This window comes from Jeongeupia chitinilytica (assembly GCF_014652315.1).
In the GTDB taxonomy this organism is placed as follows: Bacteria; Pseudomonadota; Gammaproteobacteria; order Burkholderiales; family Chitinibacteraceae; genus Jeongeupia; species Jeongeupia chitinilytica.
Genome location: NZ_BMYO01000011.1, coordinates 126,696 through 147,348, shown reverse-complemented (window position 1 = coordinate 147,348; position 20,653 = coordinate 126,696). Strand labels below are relative to the sequence as shown.

The window sequence follows — 20,653 nt, the reverse complement described above, 5'->3', positions numbered from 1 at the left end:
TCCCGAACTCACCGGTTTTCCACCGAGCGCCGCCCCGGTTACACCTGACCGTCCGCCCGGTGGGACGGCGGACCGGACGCGGTTTACTCGACCGTCACCGACTTGGCGAGATTGCGCGGCTTGTCGACGTCGGTGCCCCGTTGCAACGCGGCGTGATAGGCGAGCAGCTGCACCGGCACGGCGTGGACGATGGGGCTGAGTACGCCGATGTGGCGCGGCGTGCGGATGACGTGTACGCCGTCCGATTCGCTGAAGTGGCTGTCGAGGTCGGCGAACACGAACAGCTCGCCGCCGCGGGCACGCACTTCCTGCATGTTCGACTTCACCTTTTCGAGCAGGCTGTCGTTCGGCGCGATCACCACCACCGGCATATTGGCGTCGACCAGCGCCAGCGGGCCGTGTTTCAGTTCGCCGGCCGGGTAGGCCTCGGCGTGTATGTAGCTGATTTCCTTGAGCTTGAGCGCACCCTCGAGCGCGATCGGGTAGTGCACGCCGCGGCCGAGGAACAGCGCATGGTCCTTGGTGGCGAACTTCTGCGCCCAGGCGGTGATCTGCGGTTCGAGGTTGAGCGCGTGCTGTACCGAGCCGGGCAGGTGGCGCAGCGCGTCGAGATAATCGTGCTCGGTCGCCGCGTCGAGCCGGCCGCGGAGTCTGGCCAGCGTGCCGGCGAGCGCGAACAGTGCAATCAGCTGGGTCGTGAACGCCTTGGTCGACGCGACGCCGATCTCGGCGCCGGCACGGGTGTAGAACACCAGGTCCGACGCGCGCGGGATGGCGCTTTCGCGCACGTTGCAGATCGACAGCGTCTTGTCGTGGCCGAGCGACTTCGCGTACTTCAGTGCCTCCATCGTGTCGAGCGTTTCGCCCGACTGGCTGATGGTGACGACGAGATGGGACGGATTGGCGACGGCCGCGCGGTAGCGGTATTCGCTGGCGACCTCGACATTGCACGGCACGCCGGCGATGGCTTCGATCCAGTAGCGCGCGACCGATGCCGCGTAATAGCTGGTGCCGCAGGCGAGAATCTGCACGCCCTGAACCTGCGGCAGCAGATCGGCGGCCTTGGGGCCGAACAGCGAGGGCACGAAACCGGCGTCGAGCAGCGGGGCGATCGTGTCGGCGATCGCCTTCGGCTGCTCGTGGATTTCCTTCTGCATGTAGTGGCTGTAGGGCCCGAGCTCGAGCGAGGCGAGTGACACGTCCGACAGGTGTACCTCGCGGCTGATGGCCGCGCCGTGGCGGTCGAACAGCTCGACGCCTTCGCGGCGCAGGCGGGCAACATCGCCTTCTTCCATGAAAATCACCCGGCGCGTCGCCGACAGCACGGCCGACACGTCCGAGGCGATCAGGTTCTCGCCGTCGCCAAGACCGATCAGCAAGGGGCAGCCCATGCGGGCGACGACCATTTCGTCGGGTCGATCGCAGGCAATCACGGCGATCGCGTACGCTCCGGTCAGTTCCTGCGCTGCCTGACGCACGGCGCCGAGCAGGTCGCGCGATTCGCGGTAATAGGCATGGACGAGGTGGGCAATCACTTCGGTGTCGGTCTGCGACTCGAATGCGTAGCCACGTGCCTTGAGTTGGTCGCGCTTCTCGTCGTGGTTTTCAATGATGCCGTTGTGCACGACGGCGATCAGGCCGCCCGAAACGTGCGGATGGGCGTTCGGCTCGGTGACGCCGCCGTGCGTGGCCCAGCGGGTGTGGCCGATGCCGAGCGAGCCGGTGAGGCCGACTTCGCGCGTCGCGGCCTCGAGTTCGGCGACACGGCCGACCCGGCGCACGCGGCGGATTTCGCCGTCGAGCACGGCGACACCGGCCGAGTCGTAGCCGCGGTATTCAAGCCGTGCCAGTCCTTCGATCAGTGCCGGAACCACATTGCGCGACGAAATCGCACCGACAATACCGCACATAAGCCACTCCAGAATTTTGCGTTGCACAAAATTTATGCGATCGGCGCCGCATTGTCTTTACAGAAAAACCCTCAAACCGGTTGTCGGCTCTGCCGGCTGGCCGATGGATGGCGTCAACGGGCCGACTAGAGTAGGGAGATGGGCGGGATGCGACTTGCCCCGGCACCCCGGCCGAGATCTTCGGGGCAGGAGTACGCATGGCTACGCAGCTGCTGTCGCTCGGGATGTTCGGAGTGCGTCTGCTGGACCGGATCCTCACGGCGCCCGCCGTCCTCCCGCACGAACTTGCCGATGATCTGGTCGACGAGATCAACTACTACCTGCCGTGCACGCACGGGCGCGAACAGAAGATGCTGTTCCAGCTCGCCTGCGAGCTGCACGAAGCCCTGGACGAAGCCTTTACCCGGGTCGACGGCCTGGCGGCACGGCACAGCGCGATCGGCCTGGTCGACGCGCTGCTCGGCCAGGCGCGGGACCAGACCCACGATCCGCTGACCGAGCGCTGAGCCGGGTTTAGTCGCCGAGGTGCGGATCGCGCGCCAGCATGGCATCGACCGCGTGGCGACGCGCCTTCTCCTTGTGGGCACGGGCCCGGTCGTCTTCGGCCAGTGCCTTGTACAGCGACACGCACAAGCCGACCATGATCAGCGCGAACGGCAGCGCCGAGACGATGGACAGCGTCTGCAGCGCCTTGAGCCCGCCCGAGAACAGCAACACGAGCGCCATCGCGCCGATCACCACGCCCCAGACCAGCTTGATCCACGCCGGTGGATCGTGGCGGCCCTTGGTCGACAGCATGCCGAGCACGAGATTGGCCGAGTCGGCCGACGTGACGAAGAAGCTCACGATCAGCGCCAGCGCGAGCAGCGACAGCAGCTGGGCCATCGGCAGCGCCTTGAACATCGCAAACAGCGTCTTGGCGTAGTCCTCGTGCTGCACGGCCAGCAGGTTGATGCCGTCGAGCAGCTGCTGGTGGATGGCCGTTCCGCCGAAGGCCGAGAACCACAGGAAGCTGACCAGACTGGGCGCGAGCAGCACGCCGACGATGAATTCGCGGATCGTCCGCCCCTTGGACACGCGGGCGATGAACAGGCCCACGAACGGCGCCCAGGTGATCCACCATGCCCAGTAGAACAGCGTCCAGTCCGCCACCCACGAACTCTTGCTGAACGGGGTCAGCCGCAGGCTCATCAGCGACAGGTTGTTGATGTAGCCGCCCAGCGTGGTCGTGAACGATTCGAAGATGAACAGGGTCGGGCCCAGTGCGACGATGGCAAGCATCAGCAGTACCGCGATCGCGATGTTCAGGTTGGACAGCCACTGGATGCCGCGGCCGACGCCGGACAGCGACGACGCGATGGCCAGCCCCATGGCGACGACGATGATGACGACATGAAGCAGGTCGGTATCCGGTACGCCGAGCGCGTAGGTCAGGCCGCCGCCGATCTGCAGCGTGCCGAGGCCGAGCGAGGTGACGACGCCGCAGGCGGTCGCGATGATGGCCAGGATGTCGACCAGCTTGCCCAGACCGCCATTGACCCGGTCGCCGAACAGCGGCCGGAACGCTTCCGAGACCAGTGCCGGCAGGCCGCGATTGAAGCTGAAGTAGGCGATCGTCAGCCCCATGACGCTGTAGATCGCCCACGGATGCAGGCCCCAGTGGAAGAAGGTGTAGCGCAGCGCCGTGCGGGCGGCGTCGGCGGTCAGACCCTCGCCGGCGGGCGGCGTGGCGAAGTGCGCCAACGGTTCGGCGGCGCCCCAGAACACCAGCCCGATGCCCATGCCGGCCGAGAACAGCATGGCAAACCAGCTGATGCGGGAGAACTCGGGTTCGGCATCGTCGCCGCCCAAGCGGATGCCGCCGAAGCGGCCGAAGGCGAGGTAGATCGCGAACAGGAGGAAGCCGAAGACCGACAGCAGGTAGAACCAGCCGAAACCGCCGATGGTGCCCGACAGCAGCGTCTGGGTGGTGGTGCTCATGCTGTCCGGCGCGAATGCACCCCACGCCACAAAGCCGAGCGCGATGGCGAGCGAGACGACAAAGACCATGCGATTCTCCCGTTGTTCGTTCTTTTTAGGCTAACACCGGGCGTCCGGCCGCGGCACGTCAACGCCAATCGTTGCTGCCGGACATCAAAAAGCCCCCGCATTGCGGGGGCTGTTCTGGCCGTGGTGGCGGTGGGGGTCAGTTGCCGACGAGCTGTCCACCGGCATCGCGAACGCGGTCGCCGACGCCGAAGGGGGGCTGCTGCTGGTAGCTGAAGCTGCGCTGGCTGCCATCCTCGAACGACACGACCACGTCGTAGTAGACGCTCTTGCGGGCGTGCTTTTCGATCTCGTTGCCGGCCAGGGCGCCGCCGATCGCACCCACGACGGTGGCGACGGTGTTGCCGCGGCCGCTGCCGACCTGATGGCCGAGCACGCCGCCGACGACGCCGCCGGCTACGGCGCCGCCACCGCTGGCCTGACCGGCCTCCTCACGGGTCTGGACCGCGACGACACGGCCGCAGCTGGCGCAGACCTGCGGTGCCGGGGCAGGACGCGATTCGGCTTGTTCCTGCGGGCGCGGTGTCGGCTTCGGTGTCGGTTTGGGTTTCGGATGCGGCGTCGGTCTGGGCGTTGGTGCCGGTGTCGGGGCGGGGGTCGGTTCCGGTGTTGCCGCGGGTTCCGGGGTGACGACCGGGGCCAGCGTCGCCGGGATCGAGGCGACGGCAGGCGCGCTGGCGATGATCATGGCCGGCTCGCTGGCCACCGGTGCCGGGCTGGCGCCGATCCAGCCCAGCATCTTGGCCGTGGTGACGCCGGCTGCGATGATGACCGCACCGGCGGCGGCGAGAAACGCCGGGTGGGTTTTCGGGGCATTCGACATGCAGACGCTCTCCTGTGTGTTATGCACCAATCATGCAACAGGCCCCAGTCTAGCGTCAGTGATCCCCCCCACAGCCCGGGCCGGCACTTTTCACCCGATGTCAACCGATGCCGGCGCGGCCGCAGGGTCGCGGTCATGCCAGCTCCGCAGGCCGAGGATGCGTTCGCCGAGCGCCGACAGTTCGGCGCGCGGATAACGCGACTGCTCCCAGCGGCGCGGATCGCCCGGAAAGGCGTAGCCGCGCGCCGGTTCGCGCTGCTGCCAGCTGCGGATGCGCCAGTCGCGCAGCTCGGCATTGGCCTCGTCGGCCGGCGTGAACGAGATGTATTGCGCCAGTCTGACCTTGTCGGCCGACGTGTTCGGGCGGATGCCGTGCGCGAGCAGGCTGTTGAAGATCAGCAGGTCGCCGGCCTGCATCGGGATGAAGCGCACCGGGTACGGCACGGTGGCGAGGTCGGGCTGCCAGGGGTTGCGGTCGGCCGGCGCCGTTTCGCGCCACCGGTCGAAGTGGGCGAACAGGTCGGGAATGCACTGGAAGCCGCCGCCGTCCTCGCTGGTGTCCGACAGGGCCAGCACGCCCTGGACGTTGACCGGCCGCGGATCGAGCGAGGTGTCGGCGTCCCAGTGGATGAAGCCGCCGAACTTGCGCACACCGGCGTTCGGGGTATTCAGGTTGGCGCGGTCGATCGTTACCCACAGGTCCTCGCGGTCCCAGATGTCGACGAAGGCATCGTAGACACGCGGCGTCTGGCGGTTGTCCCACAGCGTCTGGTTCTGGTACGCCTCGACCATGCCCGAACCGTTGAGCTCGCGCATTTCGTTCTCGCGCAGTTGCGGTGCGTTCCAGCCGGCCGGGTCGGCCGGATCGAGCTGCTGGAAGTCCCAGAGAAAGTCGGTCGTGCGCCGGACCGCGGCGGCATCGACAGCCTGCCTGACGATCACGTAGCCGTACTGCTGCCAGTGCGCGAAATCGGCGCCGGACAGCACGCGCAGCGGCAGCTGCTTCCGCAGCGTGTGCAGCTGACGGTCCTCGGCGCGGTAGGACACCGACGGGTTGCCCGGGCGGGCGTTGCCATAGTCGTAGCGGTCGTTCATGGATGATCTCCGGATCGTGGTGAGGCGGGCCGTGCGTCGGCCCGTGTTGTAGTCACTTCATTTTCACGACGTCCGTCGCCGCCAGTGCACGCCGACCGGCTTCTATTGATACGATTCTGACCATCTGGTCCGGTCGGAGCGCCGAATGCGTCCACAATTCGAGCACATCGCCGTTCCCGCCGGGCAGTCGTGGGCACTGTTGTGGCGCGAGCTGCCGACCCTGCCGTTCGCCTGGCACTACCATCCCGAGTTCGAGCTGACGCTGACGCTGAACGCGCGCGGCCAGCGTTTCATTGCCGACCGGATCGACGACTTCGACGACGGCGATCTGGTGCTGCTCGGTCCCGAGTTGCCGCACAGCTGGTCGTCGGCCGAACGGCTCGATCCGGACCGGCCGATGCTCGCGGTGGTCGTCTGGTTCCGGCGCGACTGGATCGCCGGGCTGGCGCAGACCTTTCCCGAGTGCGCGGCAATCGCGCGGCTGGCCCAGGCCGCCAGCGGAGGGCTGGCGTTTTCACGCGCTGCCGCCGCACAGGTCCGGCCGCTGCTGGTGTCGCTGCACGCCAAGACCCCGGCCCAGCGGCTGCCGGTGCTGCTCGACGTCCTGTTGCGGCTGGCCGCCGATACCGAGGCACGGGCGCTGGCCGCCGTCGCGCCACCGCCCGCCGCGGACCGGCAGCGCGAGCGCCTCGGACGGGTGCTCGACCATGTGCACGCGCATTTTGCCCGGCCGGTCGCGGTCGAGACGCTGGCCGGGCTGGCGGCGATGTCGGTTGGTGCCTTCCACCGCTTCTTCAGGCGCCATACCGACAGCACGGTGACCGGCTATCTGGCGCGGCTGCGCGTCGGCTACGCCTGCCAGCAACTGATCCAGACCGACAAGGCCATCGGCGTCATCGCGGAGGCCGCCGGCTACGGCACGCTGGCACACTTCAACCGGCAGTTCCTTGCCGCCAAGGGCGAGACGCCGCGGGCGTTCCGCCGGCGCTACCGCGAGCCGCGCGCGTCCTCGTCCTGAGCGAGTTCGGCCAGGGTGTCGAACAGCTGCGACAGCAGCGGCGGAATGCTGTCGCGGCCACGGCGCTCGGCCGCTTCGGCAATGGCCAGCGCCATGCCGGGCTTGGCCTGGCGGCGGATCGCCCGGTGGATCAGTTCGCTGGTCGTCGGTGCCGGGCCGCGGGTCCAGTGCGCGGCTTCGTGATAGACGTCGGCAAAGCCGTTTTCGAACAGATAGTGCTCGATGTCGCGTGACGGCAGTACGGTCAGGTGCCGGGCTTCGTGGCGGCCGCGCAGCAGACCGCGCGTCTTGTTGGCGTAGGTCTGGCCGGCGTCGTCGCCGTCGGTGATCAGGTGCCAGCGGATGCCGAAGGCGTCGGCGAACTTGATCAGCGGCACCAGCCCGGCCTGGGCGAACTCGATGCTGCGGATGCCGAGGGCGCCGAGGTTGACGCCGTAACGCCGCGCCAGCTCGGGCAGCAGCCAGAACTCGGTCTCGCCTTCGACCAGCAGCCAGCAGCGCGCGAACAGGCTGTTCGGGCGGTTGACGCGAACGTGGAAGCCGACCTTGCGCGCGTCCTGCTTCGACAGCGCACTGTGCGACATCTGGTAGACGAAGACCTTGTCGTCACCGCGCACCAGCCGGCGCAGGCTGTGATGCGGAAAGCTGGCGAGCAGCTCGCCGCTGTTGGTCGTGACCAGCTTCTGCGCCGGCAGCTGTTCGACCAGTCCCCAGACCTGGACCAGCTGGGTCGGGTGCAGATGGGTTTCCGGGTCCTCGACCAGCAGCAGTGGCGATTCGCCGCGCGTCAGCGGCTCGGTGCCGCGGGCTTCGAGCAGCGCGCCGAGCAGGAACAGCAGCGCCAGTTGCTGGGTGCTGCTGCCGGCGCGGTTGGCGATGTCGAGCAGGCTGTCATGGTCGCGAAAGGTGATCGGTGCGGCCGCGATGTCGTCGGCCAGCCGGCGGGCCTTGGGCGTGTGAAAGCGGGCGGGGCTCCGGCACAGCAGCTCGCGCATCGCGGCGATGCCCTGTCGCAGCAGCTTGGGTTCGATCCGCTGCGGCTGGCGCAGCAGCGCCTCGAAGGTGCGCTGCACGACGTCGGCCGGCGCATCGCCGACCGGCAGGGTCAGCGGTTCGACGCCGCTGGGTGTCATCCACTGCGCCAGATGCATGTCGCGCAGCCGCAGCACCGGATGGCGCGCGACCAGCTCTCCGGCCAGCGCATCGGCCCGCGGGTGAGGGCGGGGCTTGCCGCCGGGGCCGAGCAGCTCGCGCCGGACGCGAACCTGCTGGCGGTGCCGTTCGGCACTGAAGCGCACGCTGACATGCCAGCGCCCCTTGCGGTCGCGCCAGGCCATCGTTGCCAGATGCGCCGGCAGCGGCTTGGGGCCGTCGTCGCCGAAGGTCAGCGTGATCGACAGCGTTTTGGCGGCCACACCGCGGGCATCGTGATGAAAATCGTCGGCGTCGAAGTGCGGTCCGGATGCCGCATCCGGGCCCAGGCAGCGCGCCAGCGCCTCGATCAGACTGGACTTGCCCCAGTTGTTTTCGCCGAACAGTACCGTCCGGTCGGCATCGAGCGACAGCGCGATCCGGCTGATACCGCGGAAATTGACGACCTGCAGGTGGATGAGGCGCATGCATGGCTCCGTATCTGCGCCAAGCATGGCGCGCCACGGCGTCCACGGCAACGGGGACGTAAAAAGGCCCGGCTTGCGCCGGGCTGAGCGGGTTGTACTTGTTGCTTGTTATCAGAGCTTGAAGCGGCGGATCTGCCCGGCCAGCTGGTCGGAGACCGACTTGATCGACTGTGCCGCGTCGACGGTACCGCGGGCAGCGGCCAGCGTCCCGTTCGACGACTGGGCGACCTCGTCGACGTCGTTGCGGATTGCGCGGCTGGCGTTGACCTGGTCGGCCAGCGTGCGGCCGATGCCGTCGACCACCTGGGCGGTCGCCTCGGTTTCGGCGCGGATCGCCTTGACGGCCTCGCCGCCCTCCTTGGCCTGGCGGATGCCTTCCTTGAGCTGTTCGACCATGTCGTCCATGCGCGTCTTGGCGGTCTGGCTGCTGGTCTGCACGGCGCTGATGGTGTCGCCGATTTCCTGCGTGGCCGTGCTGGTGCGTTCGGCCAGCTTGCGTACTTCGTCGGCAACCACGGCGAAGCCGCGGCCCTGTTCGCCGGCACGCGCCGCTTCGATCGCGGCATTCAGCGCCAGCAGGTTGGTCTGGTCGGCCACGTCGCGGATCACCGCAATCACCGCCGAGATGCTGCCGACGCGGGCGGCAAGATCGTCGATGCTGGTCTGGGTATCGCCGACCGACTGTTCGGTCTCGCTCAGCCGCGCCACGGCGGCCGAAATCACCTGCTGGCCCTTGGCCGAAATGCCGGTGGCCGATTCGCTCTGGCGGCGCGCGGTATCGGCTTCGGTTTCTGCGCTCTGGGTCTGTTCGGCAAAGCGCTCGGCGGTCTGGGCGATGCGGCGGGCGGCGTCACCCTGGGCCTCGACGAGACGGTTGCTGCCTTCGGCCTTGCCGACGATGTCGTCGCTGGTCCGGTGCAGCGTGCCGACGGCCGACTGCAGTTCCTGCATCACGCCGCGCAGCGCGTCGCGCATTTTCAGCACCGAGCCGTAAATGCTGTTTGGTGCAATGTTGCGGCTGGTCTGGCCGGCGGCCAGGTCGCCATCGGCCACGCGCTGCACCAGCTTGAGCACTTCACCGGGTTCGCCGCCGAGATCGCGCAACAGACGCGCAACGGCGGTCAGCATCAGACCGGCCACGACACCGGCGACGATCAGGCAGACGATGACCTGCCAGCGGGCGCTGGCCCAGAAGCGGGCATCGGCTTCGGCCGAGCTGACGCCGGTGCCGACGATCCAGTGCCAGCGCGGCGTGCGCTGGGCCACCGAGACGAGGTCGACGACCTTGCCGTCGCGCTCGCTGGTCCACGGGTATTGCGTCAGCGCGCCGCCGGACTGGTCGAGTGCGGCCTGGGCAATCGCACCGACGCTCTTGCCCTGCGCATCCTTGAATTCGTTGAAGCTGGTGCCGTGCAGTTGCGGGTCGAGCGGCGTTGCAACGAACGTCAATTTGTCGTCAGTGACATAAACGTACTCGGATTTGTGGTATTTGTTCTCGCGCAGGATCTGCGTGGCGAGTTTCTTGGCTTCGTCATCACTGATGCTGCCGCTGGCCGCGGCGCTTTCGAGCTGGGCAATCGTGTTGTACGTGCTCTTCATCAGTTGTTCGATGCGTGCGCGGTTGTCGAGATTGGCCGCATGACGCATGGTGAACAGGCCGGCCAGCATGACGCCGAGCAGCGCGACCAGCACCAAGGCTGACAGACTCCAGGCTTTTAGACGCAATGACATCGGAAACTCCGTTTAAAACGACGAGAACGCTGTAAGCATACCGTGAAATAAATAAGAAAAATCTGATTTAAGGCAGCCTCAGCCCAACGGCATGCAGGTCGTGGTTGCGGCGCAACACAATCGGACGGCGATGCGCCCGGACCGGTCGAAAGTCCGGTCGCCGTTTCGCCCGGGAAAACCGCGCAACAGAACATCTCAAGGGATTGTATGGAAAAGAAAAACCAGTGGGTCGAGCCTGCCATCGCCACCTGCTCCGTCGTGCTGCTGCTGGCCCTGTCGTACCAGATCCTCGCGCCCTTCATTGCAGCCCTCGTCTGGGCCGGCATTCTGGTCTATGCGAGCTGGAAACCTTACTCATTTCTTTCTAAATTGATGCGCGGCAACCGTTTGCTGCCGGCTCTGGTGCTGGTGGGGACGTTCGCACTGGTGGTCGTGGTGCCGCTGGTGATTGCCGGCGTGGAGCTGGCCGGCAACATCGACGGCATTTCGCACTGGCTGCAGTCGCACATCGAAGCCGGGCTGCCGCCCTTGCCGCATTTCCTGACCTCGCTGCCCTGGGTCGGTCCGAAAGTGGCCGAGTTCTGGAGTGCGCTGGCGCAGGGTGATCCGGAAGTCGTCAACCGGCTCAAGGAATTGCTCAAACCGATCGGCAGCGTGCTGCTGCTGTTCGGCAAGGCGATCGGCAGCGGGCTGATGCTGATGCTGATGAGCCTGGCGTTCGCGTTCTTCTTCTATGTCGGCGGCCACGAGATCGTCCGCTGGTTCATCCGCGTGCTCAACCGGATCGGCGGCAAGCGTGCCGAAGAGCTGCTGATGATCGCTGCCGGCACCGTACGCGGCGTGGTGTACGGCTTCATCGGCACCGCGCTGGTGCAGGGCGCGCTGGCCTGGTTCGGCTACTGGCTGGTCGGCGTCGAAAACGCGGCGGCCTTCGGCCTGGTCAGCTGCTTCCTGTCGCTGATTCCGGGCGGCCCCAGCCTGCTCGGTCTGCCGGTGGCCTTCTGGCTGTACCAGCAGGGCGATACCGGCTGGGCGGTGTTCCTCGGTATCTGGATGGTCGCCGTCGTCAGCATGGCCGACAACGTCGTCAAGCCGCTGTTCATCGGCAAGGAAAGCAATCTGCCCTTCGTGCTGATCCTCGTCGGTGTCCTCGGCGGCGCGCTCGCCTGGGGCGTGCTGGGTGTCTTCCTCGGTCCGACCCTGCTGGCGGTCAGCTATGCGCTGCTGCACAACTGGGCGGCCAGACAGATCGAAGAGGAAGGCGAGCCGGACGCAAAGGCGAACGACGCCGCGCCCTGATCCGGCTGATCAGCGCCGCCCTGGCGCCAGCCGGTGATCAAGCGCGACGATCAGCAATCCGGTCGCGGCGAACGCGAGTGCGAACGCCGCGGCATTCCACAGCACCGGACCGTAGCCGTGGGTGGCGACATTGACGAAGGGGTAGGGATAGCGCGACAGCAGCCAGCCCCGGATCAGCACATAGGCAAAGTAGCCGACCGGGTAGGCGAGCCAGCGGAAGGCATCGCGCCAGCGCAGTGTGCCGCCTGGCGCGAAACCCAGCCAGTAGCCGAGGTAGGCGAGCGGCAGCACGTCGTGCAGCAGCAGGTCGACGACGAACTCCAGTCCCTGTGGCGCCCACAGGTGGCGCAGCAGCAGTTCGTAGCCGGCGGCGACGACCAGCGCGTAGACGAGGCTCGCCGCGCGTATTCCGGGTCGCCACAGCCAGCGTGCCAGTCGCCAGTGCGGCCCGAACAGCGACGCCGACAACACCAGCGCAAGCAGCAGTGCGCTGAGGTTGGTGAAGAAGTCGAAGTAGCGCGACAGCGCAAACAGCAGCGTATGGCCCTGGGCAAGTTCGGCCGAGACGGTCAGGCCGAGGCGGGCCAGCACCGCGAACCACGCCGTCAATCCGAGCAGCAGTTCGCAACGGTGTGCCCACGGCCGGCGTGGGGACGGGGGGCTCTCCATGGGCGCCACCTGTGGAGCAAAAGTCGATCCATTCGTCTTAGCTCCGCCAGCCCTGCCGCGCCGCTACGGCGTGGCGCCGACCGACCGCCGGTACGACCCGGCGTCGTCAGACCGGCGTGATGCGCCGGTAGGTCGCCGCCTGGCCATGGCGGATGCCGTCGGTACCGATCAGGTTCCAGACGGTGACATCCTCGATCCAGAAGCGCCGGCCCGACCGGGCAATGCGCAAGCCGCGGTAGCCGCTGGCGTAGCCTTGGCGGCTCACGTCGGCGAGCAGGCGCGCGCGTTCGTCGCGGTTCGGCGCTTCGGCCGACAGTCTCGACGGCAGTCCGACAAAGTCGTTCCAGTCGTATTCGAAACAGCGTTGCGCGGCACGGTTGGCGTAGACGAAACACGGATCCGCCTGCGTGTCGTGGGCGAGCACGCAGAACGGTGCGGTGTCATACAGCCAGTGCGCGGGGTCCGCTTGTGGGGGATCGACGAGGTCGCGGCCGGTCAGGCGCCGGTGACTGTCGCACAGCAATGCGGCGAAATCCGCACTGTCGGGGGTGATGATCATGCCGGGGATTCTCCATAGGCGTAGCCGGACCGGGCCGCTTCGTTGCGCAGCCAGTCGACAAAGGTGGCGACCGCAGGACGATACGGCGGCGGTGCCGGTGCGATCAGCCAGTAAGCGCCGGCCATCGGCACGCTGAACGGAAACACCCGGACCAGTCGTCCGGCCGCCAGGTCGTCATGGACCAGCACCTCGCGTGCCAGGCCGATGCCCTGACGGTCGAGGACCGACTGCACCAGCAGCCCCGAATCGCTGAACACCAGTCCCTGCTGCGGCTCGGGCCAGTCGAGTCCGGCGGCGACAAACCAGTCGTGCCAGGGTTCGGTCGACGAGCGGAGCAGCGGCCAGCGCGCCAGATCGGCCGGCGTCGCCGGCAGCCCGCCCGGAATGTCCGGACTGGCCACGACCACGAAGGCATCGCGCATCAGCGGTTCGCAATGGACGCCGGGCCAGTCGCCGGGGCCGACACGCAGACCGAGGTCGATGCCCTCGGCGGCCAGATCCTCGCGCGCCTTGGTCGAGCGGATCCAGATTTCGATCTCGGGATGCCGGTCGATGAAACTGCCCAGCCGCGGCGTCAGCCATTTGGCCGCGAATGACGGCAGGCAGGTCAGAACGACGCGGGGCCGGGCGCGCTCGTGCTGCAATTCGGCGATCGTCCCGCCGATGTCGCACAGGCTGGCGTTCAGTGTTGCCGCCAGTCGTCGGCCTTCGGCGGTCAGCTTGACGCCGCGGCCGTCGCGCGTGAACAGCGCGAAGCCCAGCGTGTCTTCGAGCGCGCGGATCTGGTGACTGATCGCCCCGTGGGTGACGAACAGTTCGTCGGCTGCCCGGCCGAAATGGCCGTGACGTGCGGCGGCCTCGAAGGCGCGCAACGCAGGCAGCGACGGCAGTTTGCCGGGGGATTTGAATGGTGAATCCATTTCACTGAACGTACGAAAAGTGATCGTTTGTGATGAGCCGGTTTGCTGCCGAGAATGCTGGCATGACAGTGGAATCGGTGCAAGCGGCACCAAGGACGGTTGATCATGACCCAGGGAAGCAAGCACCGGCAGCTGGCACGAGGAGAGGTGATCCGCATTCAAGTATCGGAACTGGTGATCGGCTCGGGGCAGGTCTGGCTCACCGATGGCCGGGGCCGGGACCTGCTGCTCGGCCCGGGGGATCGCCACGGTGCCGGAACGCTGCTGATCGAGGCGCTACAGCCGGCGACCCTGAGCTGGCGGGGCTGCCGAAGTCGCTGGCATCACGGCTGGGCCAGCCTGCGCCGCTGGCGCCGCGCGATCTTCGGGCTGCACAGCGAGTCGTGACGTTAACCGGCTCACAGCGCGCCGGTACCGGCTCTGGCACGATGGGGCATCGATCAAAGCCGGAGTGCCATTGTGAAACTTGCTCGAAGTCTGCTTGCGCTGCTGCTGGCCGGAACCGCCACGCTGGCCCTCGCCGACGGTTGGCGCGAAGGGCGCCACTATTCGCCGGGGGATGTCGTCAGCTATCAGGGACGGCAGTACCGGGCAATCCAGGGACACGACGCCCATCCCGGCGCCAACTGGAATCCGCGCGATGCCGCATCGTTGTGGCAGCCGCTCGACCGTCGCGGCGGCGGGCACGACGACGGCAAGTACCGTCCCGATCCGCGTTACGACGACGGCCAGTACCATCCGGACCCGCGCTACGACGACGGCCGCTGGCGTCCCGACGTGCGCAGCGACGAATGGCGCCGCCGGCACTGGGAAGACAACGGCCGTCGCCGTCCGGACGGCTGGCGCGACGGTCACCGCTACGGCGGCGGCGACTGGGTGTGGTATCGCGGCCGGGCCTACGAGGCGCGCCGGCCGGTGACCGAGGCCGAACTTTGGATGAATCCGCTGCAGGTGCCGGGGCTGTGGCTCGACATTACCGCCACGCTGCGCTGATTCACTGGTAGCCGTCTTCCTTGGTGTCGACGGTGATGCGCAGCAGCTTGCCGCTGGTCCCGGAAACGCCGCCGCCGACGAAGGTCAGCCGGCCTTCCTTCTTGTAGAAGGTCTCGAATCGGTAGGCGTCCTTGCCGAAGTAGAACGGCACCCAGGCCTTGCCGGTGGTGTAGGTCTTGGTATCGCTCGGGTTGCCGATCAGGTCTTCGACCTGGCGTTGCGACATGCCGATCTGCAGCTTGCCGAACTTGCTCTTCTTCGCCGGCGTGCCGACGATTTCGCCCTCGAACGTGCCGTCCTTGGACATCACCTTGCGGGCGCCCGGCGTGGCCGCTTCGGCCTGCTGCTGCTGGGCGGCCGCCTTGCCGGTGCCGGTTGCCGCGGTCTTGCCGCCGTTCGACGCGGGCGCCGACGAAGTGGTCGCAGACTGGTTGGCGCAGGCGCCGAGCAGCAATGCGGCGGCAAGCAGGGCGAGGCGGGGGCGATGGAACATCTCGATCTCCGGAACGGTTGAATGAGCGGGCCGCTTTCGCAGCCGGAAATGAAACAGCTTGCCGAAGCAAGCTGTGGCGATACTAGCAAAATGTACAAAAACTTACTTAACAATTTCTGAATGCTGTTGTAGCCCGGCGGATGCTGCTGCACGTCCGGCCGGCACTCCGGGTTTCGCACGCCGGCAGGAAGGAACGCGGTGCCGGCACGGGCGAAAAAAAGCCGGCCCGCAGGCCGGCTGTCAATGACGTCGTTCCATTTCGGCTGATCAGATCTGCGCGCTGGTGGTGGCGTTGAACTTCACGCCCAGACTCATTTCCAGATTGCCGATCGCGTTGTCCAGCACCCGGAAGATCTTCGTCCGGTCGGTCCCGTTGCTCAGATCCAGCGTGGCGCTGCCCGGCACGCTGTTCTGCTGCAGTGCGGTGGTGAACGCCGCCTGCGCCTGCGCGGCCGGGACGAAGGCACCCTTGCCGGTGGCGTCGACGTAGGACAGCGTTGCGAACACCTTCTGGAAGACATCGGCCAGTTGCGCCATGTTGAACGCGATGTGGGTCTGAGGTGTCGCGAACGTCGTCGGGCCGGTAGTCGGGACCGGATTACCGAAGAGCTGGTCGATGTAGTAGTGCACCTGATACGGGTATTGCTGGTAGGTGTTGGTGCTGCCCCAGGTGTTGCTGTAGGCGTTGACCGATGCCACGGTCGCCGCCGTCGCCGCCGGCGCCTGCTTGGTGTAGCTCGCCATCAGCGGACCGTACGGACCCTGGTTGTACGAGATGTTCAGCAGCACGTCGAAGAAGCTGTTCGGCAGGTCCTTGAAGTGCGCCATGCCGTTGTCGAAGTACGGTTGCCACGGCGTCACCCAGCCGCCGGTGCCCTTGCCGGTATCGACCAGCGCGACCATGTCGTTGTAGTGGAAGTACGTCGCCAGCATCGGACCGTAGTACTTGTTGTTGAACGATGCCGGCGTGGCGCGGGTGTTCTGCGTGCCGGCCTCGGCCATCGTGAAGCCGATGTTCTTCTGCAGCGCGATGTAGTTGATCAGCGAGTGGCCGCCCGGCGTGTAGGTGCCGGAGACCATGTCGGCCGCGTAATTGTTGATCTGGTACGGGCCACCCTGGCCGACGCCCATTACCGCCTGCTGGTCCGGCGACGGCGCGATCAGGTCGCTGGTCGACTTGTAGTACTCGGTGGCGAGGTTCTCCTGCAGCAGCTGCGCCAGGATCGAGCCGTACACATAGTCCTTGTTGTACTGGATGCCCGGGTAATACTCCTCGACCAGATGGCCGTACATCACGCCGGCGACGATGTTGGACATGATCAGGTCGGTGTAGTTGTCGCCGTCGAGCACGAGCTGGTCTTGCGGAGTGCCGTCGTGACCGGCAACACCCAGCCACAGGTGGAAGTCGATCTTGCCCGTCGTGGTCACACCCGACGGGGACGGTGTCGGAACCGGGGTGGGAGCGGGGGTCGGCGCAGGAGTTGGCGCAGGGGTCGGTACGGGTGTAGGGGCCGGAGTCGGTGTCGGTGTCGGTGTCGGTGTGGGTGCCGGAGTCGGAGTCGGTGCCGGTGCCGGTGCCGGTGTCGGAGTTCCGCCACTGCAGGCGCCTTGCGATGTCCATGGCTGACCGCTGCCGCTGGCGCCGTTGTGCGCCGACGGATTGTCCTGCGTCCACCAGTTGGCCTGGTAATTGACGCCGTTGTAGCTGACCTTGGCGCCGCCGGTATACGTCGCGCCGGCCGACCAGGCCGGGTAGCAACCGGCCGCATGGACCGACCCGACCACGAAGACCATCGAACCGGCAAATACGCCTGCCAGCATTGCCGGCTTTAACTTGCTGAGTTTCATCGCTCCATCCTTGCTGTGTTTTTATCGACATGCGGCCGAGCGGTGCATCGGCCGTTTCGCTTAACGTTCATGTCGCGGCACGGATGTCCGGTAACGGCTCCGCCGGTCGCAGCGTTCTTGCCGGCTGTCGCCGCAGCGAAAGGGCGGCGCGAAGGGCGAAAAAAAACAGGCACCGGAGTGCCTGTTTTTGCGTCGCGCGGGGGGCGCTTACCTGAGTCTGGCCAGCTGCGTTTGCAGTTTCGCCAGCTTGTCGGCCAGTTCGGCGATCTGTGCGCGATCCTTCTCGACCAGATGCGCCGGTGCCTTGTCGACGTAACCCGGCTTTTCGAGCTTGGCGGTCATCTTGGCGAGGCCTTCCTCGGTCTTGGCGATGTCCTTGGTCAGGCGCGCGGTTTCGGCGGCCTTGTCGACTTCGACCTTGAGCATCAGGCGGGTCGTACCGGCAACGGCGACCGGGGCGTCGTCCTCCGGCAGCCTGGCGACGACGCTGACTTCCGACAGCTTGGCCAGCGACTTCAGGTAGTCGCCGAAGCGCGCCAGCGCGGCGTCGCCTTCGATGAACATCGGTACCTTGGTCGACGGCGGCAGACCCATTTCGCCGCGCAGGTTGCGCGCGGCGAAGGCGATGGCCTTCAGCTCGTCGACGTCGGCGTAGGCCGCGGCGTCGATCTTGCTTTCGTCGGCGACCGGCCATGCGGCGATCATCAGCGAATCGGTGTCCTTATTGCCGGCCAGCGGCGCGACGATCTGCCACAGCTCTTCGGTAATGAACGGCATGATCGGGTGGACCAGCCGCAGGATCACTTCGAGCACGCGGACCAGCGTACGGCGGGTGGCGCGCTGCTGGGCTTCGGAACCGGTCTGCACCGACACCTTGGCCAGTTCGAGATACCAGTCGCAGTACTCGTTCCAGACGAACTCGTAGATCGCTTGCGCGGCGAGGTCGAAGCGGAAGGTATCGAGCGCCAGCGTGACCGCCTTCTCGGCTTCCTGCAGCTTGCCGATGATCCAGCGGTCAGCAAAGCCGTAGTCGAGTTCGGCGCCCCCATTCGAATCAGCCTGCAGGCCGCAGTCCTTGCCTTCGACGTTCATCAGCACGAAGCGGGTGGCGTTCCACAGCTTGTTGCAGAAGTTGCGGTAACCCTCGCAGCGCTTCTGGTCGAAGTTGATCGAGCGGCCCAGCGACGCCAGCGAGGCGAAGGTGAAGCGCAGCGCGTCGACGCCGTAGGCCGGGATACCGTCCGGGAACTCCTTCTCGGTCTTCTTGGCCACCTGCGGTGCCTTTTCCGGACGACGCAGGCCGGTGGTGCGTTTTTCCAGCAGCGGTGCCAGTGCGATGCCGTCGATCAGGTCGACCGGGTCGAGCACGTTGCCCTCGGACTTGGACATCTTCTTGCCCTCGCCGTCGCGCACCAGCCCGTGCACGTAGACGTGGGTGAACGGCACCTTGCCGGTGAAGTGCGTCGTCATCATGATCATCCGGGCGACCCAGAAGAAGATGATGTCGTAGCCGGTGACCAGCACGCTGGAGGGCAGGAAGGCCTTCAGCTCGTTGGTATCGTTCGGCCAGCCCATGCTCGAGAACGGCACCAGCGCAGACGAGAACCAGGTGTCGAGCACGTCGTTGTCGCGCGTCACCGGCTTGCCGCCGGCCTGGGCGACCGCTTCGGCTTCGCTGCGGGCAACGTAGACCTTGCCGTCGGCGTCGTACCACGCCGGAATCTGGTGACCCCACCACAACTGGCGCGAAATGCACCAGTCCTGGATGTTGTTGAGCCACGCGTAATAGGTGTTGACCCAGTCGCCCGGCACGAACTGCACTTCGCCGTTCTGGACGACTTCAAGCGCATTCTGGGTGATGCTCTTGCCGGTCGCCTCGTCCGGCTTGCTCATCGCGACGAACCACTGATCGGTGAGCATCGGTTCGATCACCGTGCCGGTGCGGTCGCCGCGCGGCACCATCAGCTTGTGCTTCTTGGCTTCGACCAGCAGACCTTGTGCTTCGAGGTCGGCGAGCATCGCCTTGCGGGCGTCGCGGGTCGACAGACCGGCGTAGGCGGCCGGCAGTGCGATGCTGTCGTGTGCGGCGCCGTCGAAACCGAACACCTGTGCGTTCGGCAGGATGGTCGCCTGCAGGCCCATCACGTTGATCAGCTTGGTGTCGTGGCGCTTGCCGACCTGGTAGTCGTTGAAGTCGTGCGCCGGGGTGATCTTGACGAAGCCGGTGCCGAATTCCTTGTCGACGTATTCGTCGGCGATCACCGGAATGGTACGGCCGGTCAGCGGCAGTTCGAGCTGCTTGCCCAGCAGGTGCTGGTAGCGCTCGTCTTCCGGGTTGATCGCAACGGCCACGTCGCCGAGCAGCGTTTCCGGCCGCGTCGTCGCGACGGTGATGAACTCGTCCGAGCCGACCACCGGGTACTTGATGTGCCACATGTGGCCGTCTTCTTCCTCGCTGACCACTTCGAGGTCGGAGACGGCGGTGCCGAGCACCGGATCCCAGTTCACCAGACGCTTGCCGCGGTAGATCAGCCCCTGTTCATAGAGACGGACAAACACTTCGCTCACGCAGGTCGACATCTTGTCGTCCATCGTGAAGTACTCGCGGCCCCAGTCGACCGACGCGCCCATGCGGCGCATCTGGCCGGTAATGGTGTCACCCGACTGCTTCTTCCAGTCCCAGACCTTCTCGATGAAGGCCGGGCGGCCCAGCTCGTGGCGGCTGATGCCCTGCGCGTCGAGCTGGCGTTCGACGACGATCTGCGTTGCGATGCCGGCGTGGTCGGTGCCCGGCAGCCACAGCGTGTTGTCGCCGCGCATCCGGTGGTAGCGGGTCAGCCCGTCCATGATGGTCTGGTTGAACGCGTGGCCCATGTGCAGCGTGCCGGTGACGTTCGGCGGCGGCAGCTGGATGCAGAACGACGGGGCGTCCATGTCCATGCTCGGGCTGAAGTAGTTCGCGCTTTCCCAGCGCGGGTACCAGCTGGCTTCGATGGCGGCCGGTTCAAAACTCTTGGCGAGTTGGTCGAGTGCAGTGCTCATGGGCGGGCGGCGGAAAATCGGTGAAAAACAGGCAATTATACAGGCTGGCGCGCCGGGCGTCGGCGCGGCTTGCTGGCCCGGGTTCCCGACAATCCGCAGGTAATCGTAACGGTTGGGGTTTCCCGCCTGGTAAGCCACAATGACAGATGAGGTAATTGTCCGTTCTTGTCCGTCAATTCTCAGGAGGTAGTGCGAATGTCCAACAATGGTGAAGCGAATCTGAACCAGGAAGAACTGATCGACGATCTGCGCAACGTGCTGGCGGAAACCGAATCGATGCTCAAGGAAGTCGCTGCTGACGGCTCGGAGCAGGGCAAGGCGCTGCGCGAGAAGATTGCCGCCAACCTCTCGGTGGCCAAGTCCAAGCTGATCGAGACCGAACGCCTCGTGGCCGGCAAGGCCAGGGTGGCCGCCAAGGCGACCGACGAATACGTGCACGAAAACCCGTGGACTTCGGTCGGTGTGGCCGCCGGTGTCGGCTTCCTGCTGGGGCTGCTGGTCTCGCGCCGCTGAGCGATCGGCCGCCGGCTTGCGTGGCGGCCGGTGTTTCGGGCATCGTGCCCGTCTCTTTCCCTGAGCCCGTGTCCG

At 66.5% G+C, this 20,653-nt stretch carries 18 protein-coding genes; 6 read left to right on the top strand and 12 right to left on the bottom strand.

Annotation, left to right across the window (positions count from 1 at the left end):
• Positions 1-83: 83 nt before the first annotated feature.
• The gene (gene glmS, locus IE097_RS18250; RefSeq protein WP_189462336.1) at positions 84-1,910 is read right to left on the bottom strand and encodes a glutamine--fructose-6-phosphate transaminase (isomerizing); all 1,827 of its coding nucleotides are present in this window, start codon (positions 1,908-1,910) and stop codon (positions 84-86) included.
• A 197-nt stretch (positions 1,911-2,107) separates the two neighbouring features.
• Between glmS and IE097_RS18245 the strand changes: the two genes are divergently transcribed.
• Entirely contained in the window at positions 2,108-2,416 is a 309-nt protein-coding gene (locus IE097_RS18245; RefSeq protein WP_189462335.1) for a hypothetical protein, read from the top strand.
• A gap of 7 nt (positions 2,417-2,423) precedes the next feature.
• Here IE097_RS18245 and IE097_RS18240 read toward each other — a convergent pair whose 3' ends face one another.
• The 3 genes from IE097_RS18240 to IE097_RS18230 form a co-directional block, all read right to left on the bottom strand.
• Positions 2,424-3,959, bottom strand: coding sequence for a BCCT family transporter (locus tag IE097_RS18240; protein WP_189462334.1), 1,536 nt, complete (start codon positions 3,957-3,959; stop codon positions 2,424-2,426).
• A 136-nt stretch (positions 3,960-4,095) separates the two neighbouring features.
• On the bottom strand, positions 4,096-4,779 hold the full coding sequence (locus IE097_RS18235; protein WP_189462333.1) for a glycine zipper 2TM domain-containing protein: 684 nt from the start codon (positions 4,777-4,779) through the stop codon (positions 4,096-4,098).
• A 90-nt stretch (positions 4,780-4,869) separates the two neighbouring features.
• The gene (locus tag IE097_RS18230) at positions 4,870-5,874 is read right to left on the bottom strand and encodes a phytanoyl-CoA dioxygenase family protein (protein ID WP_189462332.1); all 1,005 of its coding nucleotides are present in this window, start codon (positions 5,872-5,874) and stop codon (positions 4,870-4,872) included.
• 145 nt (positions 5,875-6,019) lie between these two features.
• Between IE097_RS18230 and IE097_RS18225 the strand changes: the two genes are divergently transcribed.
• A complete protein-coding gene (locus tag IE097_RS18225) occupies positions 6,020-6,892 on the top strand; it encodes a helix-turn-helix domain-containing protein (protein WP_189462331.1) in 873 nt (290 codons plus the stop codon).
• On the opposite strand, the gene IE097_RS18220 is transcribed toward IE097_RS18225, so the two are convergent.
• Entirely contained in the window at positions 6,862-8,511 is a 1,650-nt protein-coding gene (locus IE097_RS18220) for a DUF2813 domain-containing protein (protein ID WP_189462330.1), read from the bottom strand. The genes IE097_RS18225 and IE097_RS18220 overlap by 31 nt on opposite strands.
• 111 nt (positions 8,512-8,622) lie before the next feature.
• Positions 8,623-10,242, bottom strand: a complete 1,620-nt coding sequence (locus IE097_RS18215) for a methyl-accepting chemotaxis protein (protein ID WP_189462329.1) — start codon at positions 10,240-10,242, stop codon at positions 8,623-8,625.
• 207 nt (positions 10,243-10,449) lie between these two features.
• Here IE097_RS18215 and IE097_RS18210 point away from each other — a divergent pair, with 207 nt between their 5' ends.
• Positions 10,450-11,541, top strand: a complete 1,092-nt coding sequence (locus tag IE097_RS18210) for an AI-2E family transporter (protein ID WP_189462328.1) — start codon at positions 10,450-10,452, stop codon at positions 11,539-11,541.
• A gap of 9 nt (positions 11,542-11,550) precedes the next feature.
• Here the strand turns inward: IE097_RS18210 and IE097_RS18205 are convergent, their stop codons facing one another.
• The 3 genes from IE097_RS18205 to gcvA form a co-directional block, all read right to left on the bottom strand.
• Positions 11,551-12,210: a Pr6Pr family membrane protein gene (locus IE097_RS18205; protein ID WP_189462327.1), complete on the bottom strand. Its 660-nt coding sequence runs from the start codon at positions 12,208-12,210 to the stop codon at positions 11,551-11,553.
• 106 nt (positions 12,211-12,316) lie between these two features.
• The gene (locus IE097_RS18200) at positions 12,317-12,769 is read right to left on the bottom strand and encodes an MEKHLA domain-containing protein (protein ID WP_189462326.1); all 453 of its coding nucleotides are present in this window, start codon (positions 12,767-12,769) and stop codon (positions 12,317-12,319) included.
• Complete coding sequence (gene gcvA / locus IE097_RS18195; protein WP_189462325.1) at positions 12,766-13,689, bottom strand: transcriptional regulator GcvA; 924 nt, start codon at positions 13,687-13,689, stop codon at positions 12,766-12,768. Before gcvA ends, IE097_RS18200 begins: the two co-directional genes overlap by 4 nt.
• 105 nt (positions 13,690-13,794) lie before the next feature.
• On the opposite strand from gcvA, the gene IE097_RS18190 reads away from it, so the two are divergent.
• Together IE097_RS18190 and IE097_RS18185 are read left to right on the top strand one after the other, a co-directional pair.
• Entirely contained in the window at positions 13,795-14,076 is a 282-nt protein-coding gene (locus tag IE097_RS18190; protein ID WP_189462324.1) for a hypothetical protein, read from the top strand.
• A 72-nt stretch (positions 14,077-14,148) separates the two neighbouring features.
• Entirely contained in the window at positions 14,149-14,682 is a 534-nt protein-coding gene (locus tag IE097_RS18185) for a carbohydrate-binding protein (RefSeq protein WP_189462323.1), read from the top strand.
• A gap of 1 nt (position 14,683) precedes the next feature.
• Here the strand turns inward: IE097_RS18185 and IE097_RS18180 are convergent, their stop codons facing one another.
• The 3 genes from IE097_RS18180 to IE097_RS18170 form a co-directional block, all read right to left on the bottom strand.
• Positions 14,684-15,175: an outer membrane protein assembly factor BamE gene (locus IE097_RS18180; protein WP_189462322.1), complete on the bottom strand. Its 492-nt coding sequence runs from the start codon at positions 15,173-15,175 to the stop codon at positions 14,684-14,686.
• A 267-nt stretch (positions 15,176-15,442) separates the two neighbouring features.
• A complete protein-coding gene (locus IE097_RS18175) occupies positions 15,443-17,023 on the bottom strand; it encodes a carbohydrate-binding protein (RefSeq protein ID WP_189462321.1) in 1,581 nt (526 codons plus the stop codon).
• A gap of 207 nt (positions 17,024-17,230) precedes the next feature.
• Positions 17,231-20,065 (bottom strand): valine--tRNA ligase, encoded by a 2,835-nt coding sequence (locus IE097_RS18170; RefSeq protein WP_189462320.1) that lies wholly within the window; start codon positions 20,063-20,065, stop codon positions 17,231-17,233.
• A gap of 195 nt (positions 20,066-20,260) precedes the next feature.
• On the opposite strand from IE097_RS18170, the gene IE097_RS18165 reads away from it, so the two are divergent.
• On the top strand, positions 20,261-20,578 hold the full coding sequence (locus IE097_RS18165; protein WP_189462319.1) for an ElaB/YgaM/YqjD family protein: 318 nt from the start codon (positions 20,261-20,263) through the stop codon (positions 20,576-20,578).
• Positions 20,579-20,653: the final 75 nt, after the last annotated feature.

Excerpts from the sequence above, each read along its gene's own strand:
- glmS (WP_189462336.1), bottom strand. The coding sequence starts at position 1,910 with ATGTGCGGTATTGTCGGTGCGATTTCGTCGCGCAATGTGGTTCCGGCA.
- IE097_RS18245 (WP_189462335.1), top strand. The coding sequence starts at position 2,108 with ATGGCTACGCAGCTGCTGTCGCTCGGGATGTTCGGAGTGCGTCTGCTG.
- IE097_RS18240 (WP_189462334.1), bottom strand. The coding sequence starts at position 3,959 with ATGGTCTTTGTCGTCTCGCTCGCCATCGCGCTCGGCTTTGTGGCGTGG.
- IE097_RS18235 (WP_189462333.1), bottom strand. The coding sequence starts at position 4,779 with ATGTCGAATGCCCCGAAAACCCACCCGGCGTTTCTCGCCGCCGCCGGT.
- IE097_RS18230 (WP_189462332.1), bottom strand. The coding sequence starts at position 5,874 with ATGAACGACCGCTACGACTATGGCAACGCCCGCCCGGGCAACCCGTCG.
- IE097_RS18225 (WP_189462331.1), top strand. The coding sequence starts at position 6,020 with ATGCGTCCACAATTCGAGCACATCGCCGTTCCCGCCGGGCAGTCGTGG.
- IE097_RS18220 (WP_189462330.1), bottom strand. The coding sequence starts at position 8,511 with ATGCGCCTCATCCACCTGCAGGTCGTCAATTTCCGCGGTATCAGCCGG.
- IE097_RS18215 (WP_189462329.1), bottom strand. The coding sequence starts at position 10,242 with ATGTCATTGCGTCTAAAAGCCTGGAGTCTGTCAGCCTTGGTGCTGGTC.
- IE097_RS18210 (WP_189462328.1), top strand. The coding sequence starts at position 10,450 with ATGGAAAAGAAAAACCAGTGGGTCGAGCCTGCCATCGCCACCTGCTCC.
- IE097_RS18205 (WP_189462327.1), bottom strand. The coding sequence starts at position 12,210 with ATGGAGAGCCCCCCGTCCCCACGCCGGCCGTGGGCACACCGTTGCGAA.
- IE097_RS18200 (WP_189462326.1), bottom strand. The coding sequence starts at position 12,769 with ATGATCATCACCCCCGACAGTGCGGATTTCGCCGCATTGCTGTGCGAC.
- gcvA (WP_189462325.1), bottom strand. The coding sequence starts at position 13,689 with ATGGATTCACCATTCAAATCCCCCGGCAAACTGCCGTCGCTGCCTGCG.
- IE097_RS18190 (WP_189462324.1), top strand. The coding sequence starts at position 13,795 with ATGACCCAGGGAAGCAAGCACCGGCAGCTGGCACGAGGAGAGGTGATC.
- IE097_RS18180 (WP_189462322.1), bottom strand. The coding sequence starts at position 15,175 with ATGTTCCATCGCCCCCGCCTCGCCCTGCTTGCCGCCGCATTGCTGCTC.
- IE097_RS18175 (WP_189462321.1), bottom strand. The coding sequence starts at position 17,023 with ATGAAACTCAGCAAGTTAAAGCCGGCAATGCTGGCAGGCGTATTTGCC.
- IE097_RS18170 (WP_189462320.1), bottom strand. The coding sequence starts at position 20,065 with ATGAGCACTGCACTCGACCAACTCGCCAAGAGTTTTGAACCGGCCGCC.
- IE097_RS18165 (WP_189462319.1), top strand. The coding sequence starts at position 20,261 with ATGTCCAACAATGGTGAAGCGAATCTGAACCAGGAAGAACTGATCGAC.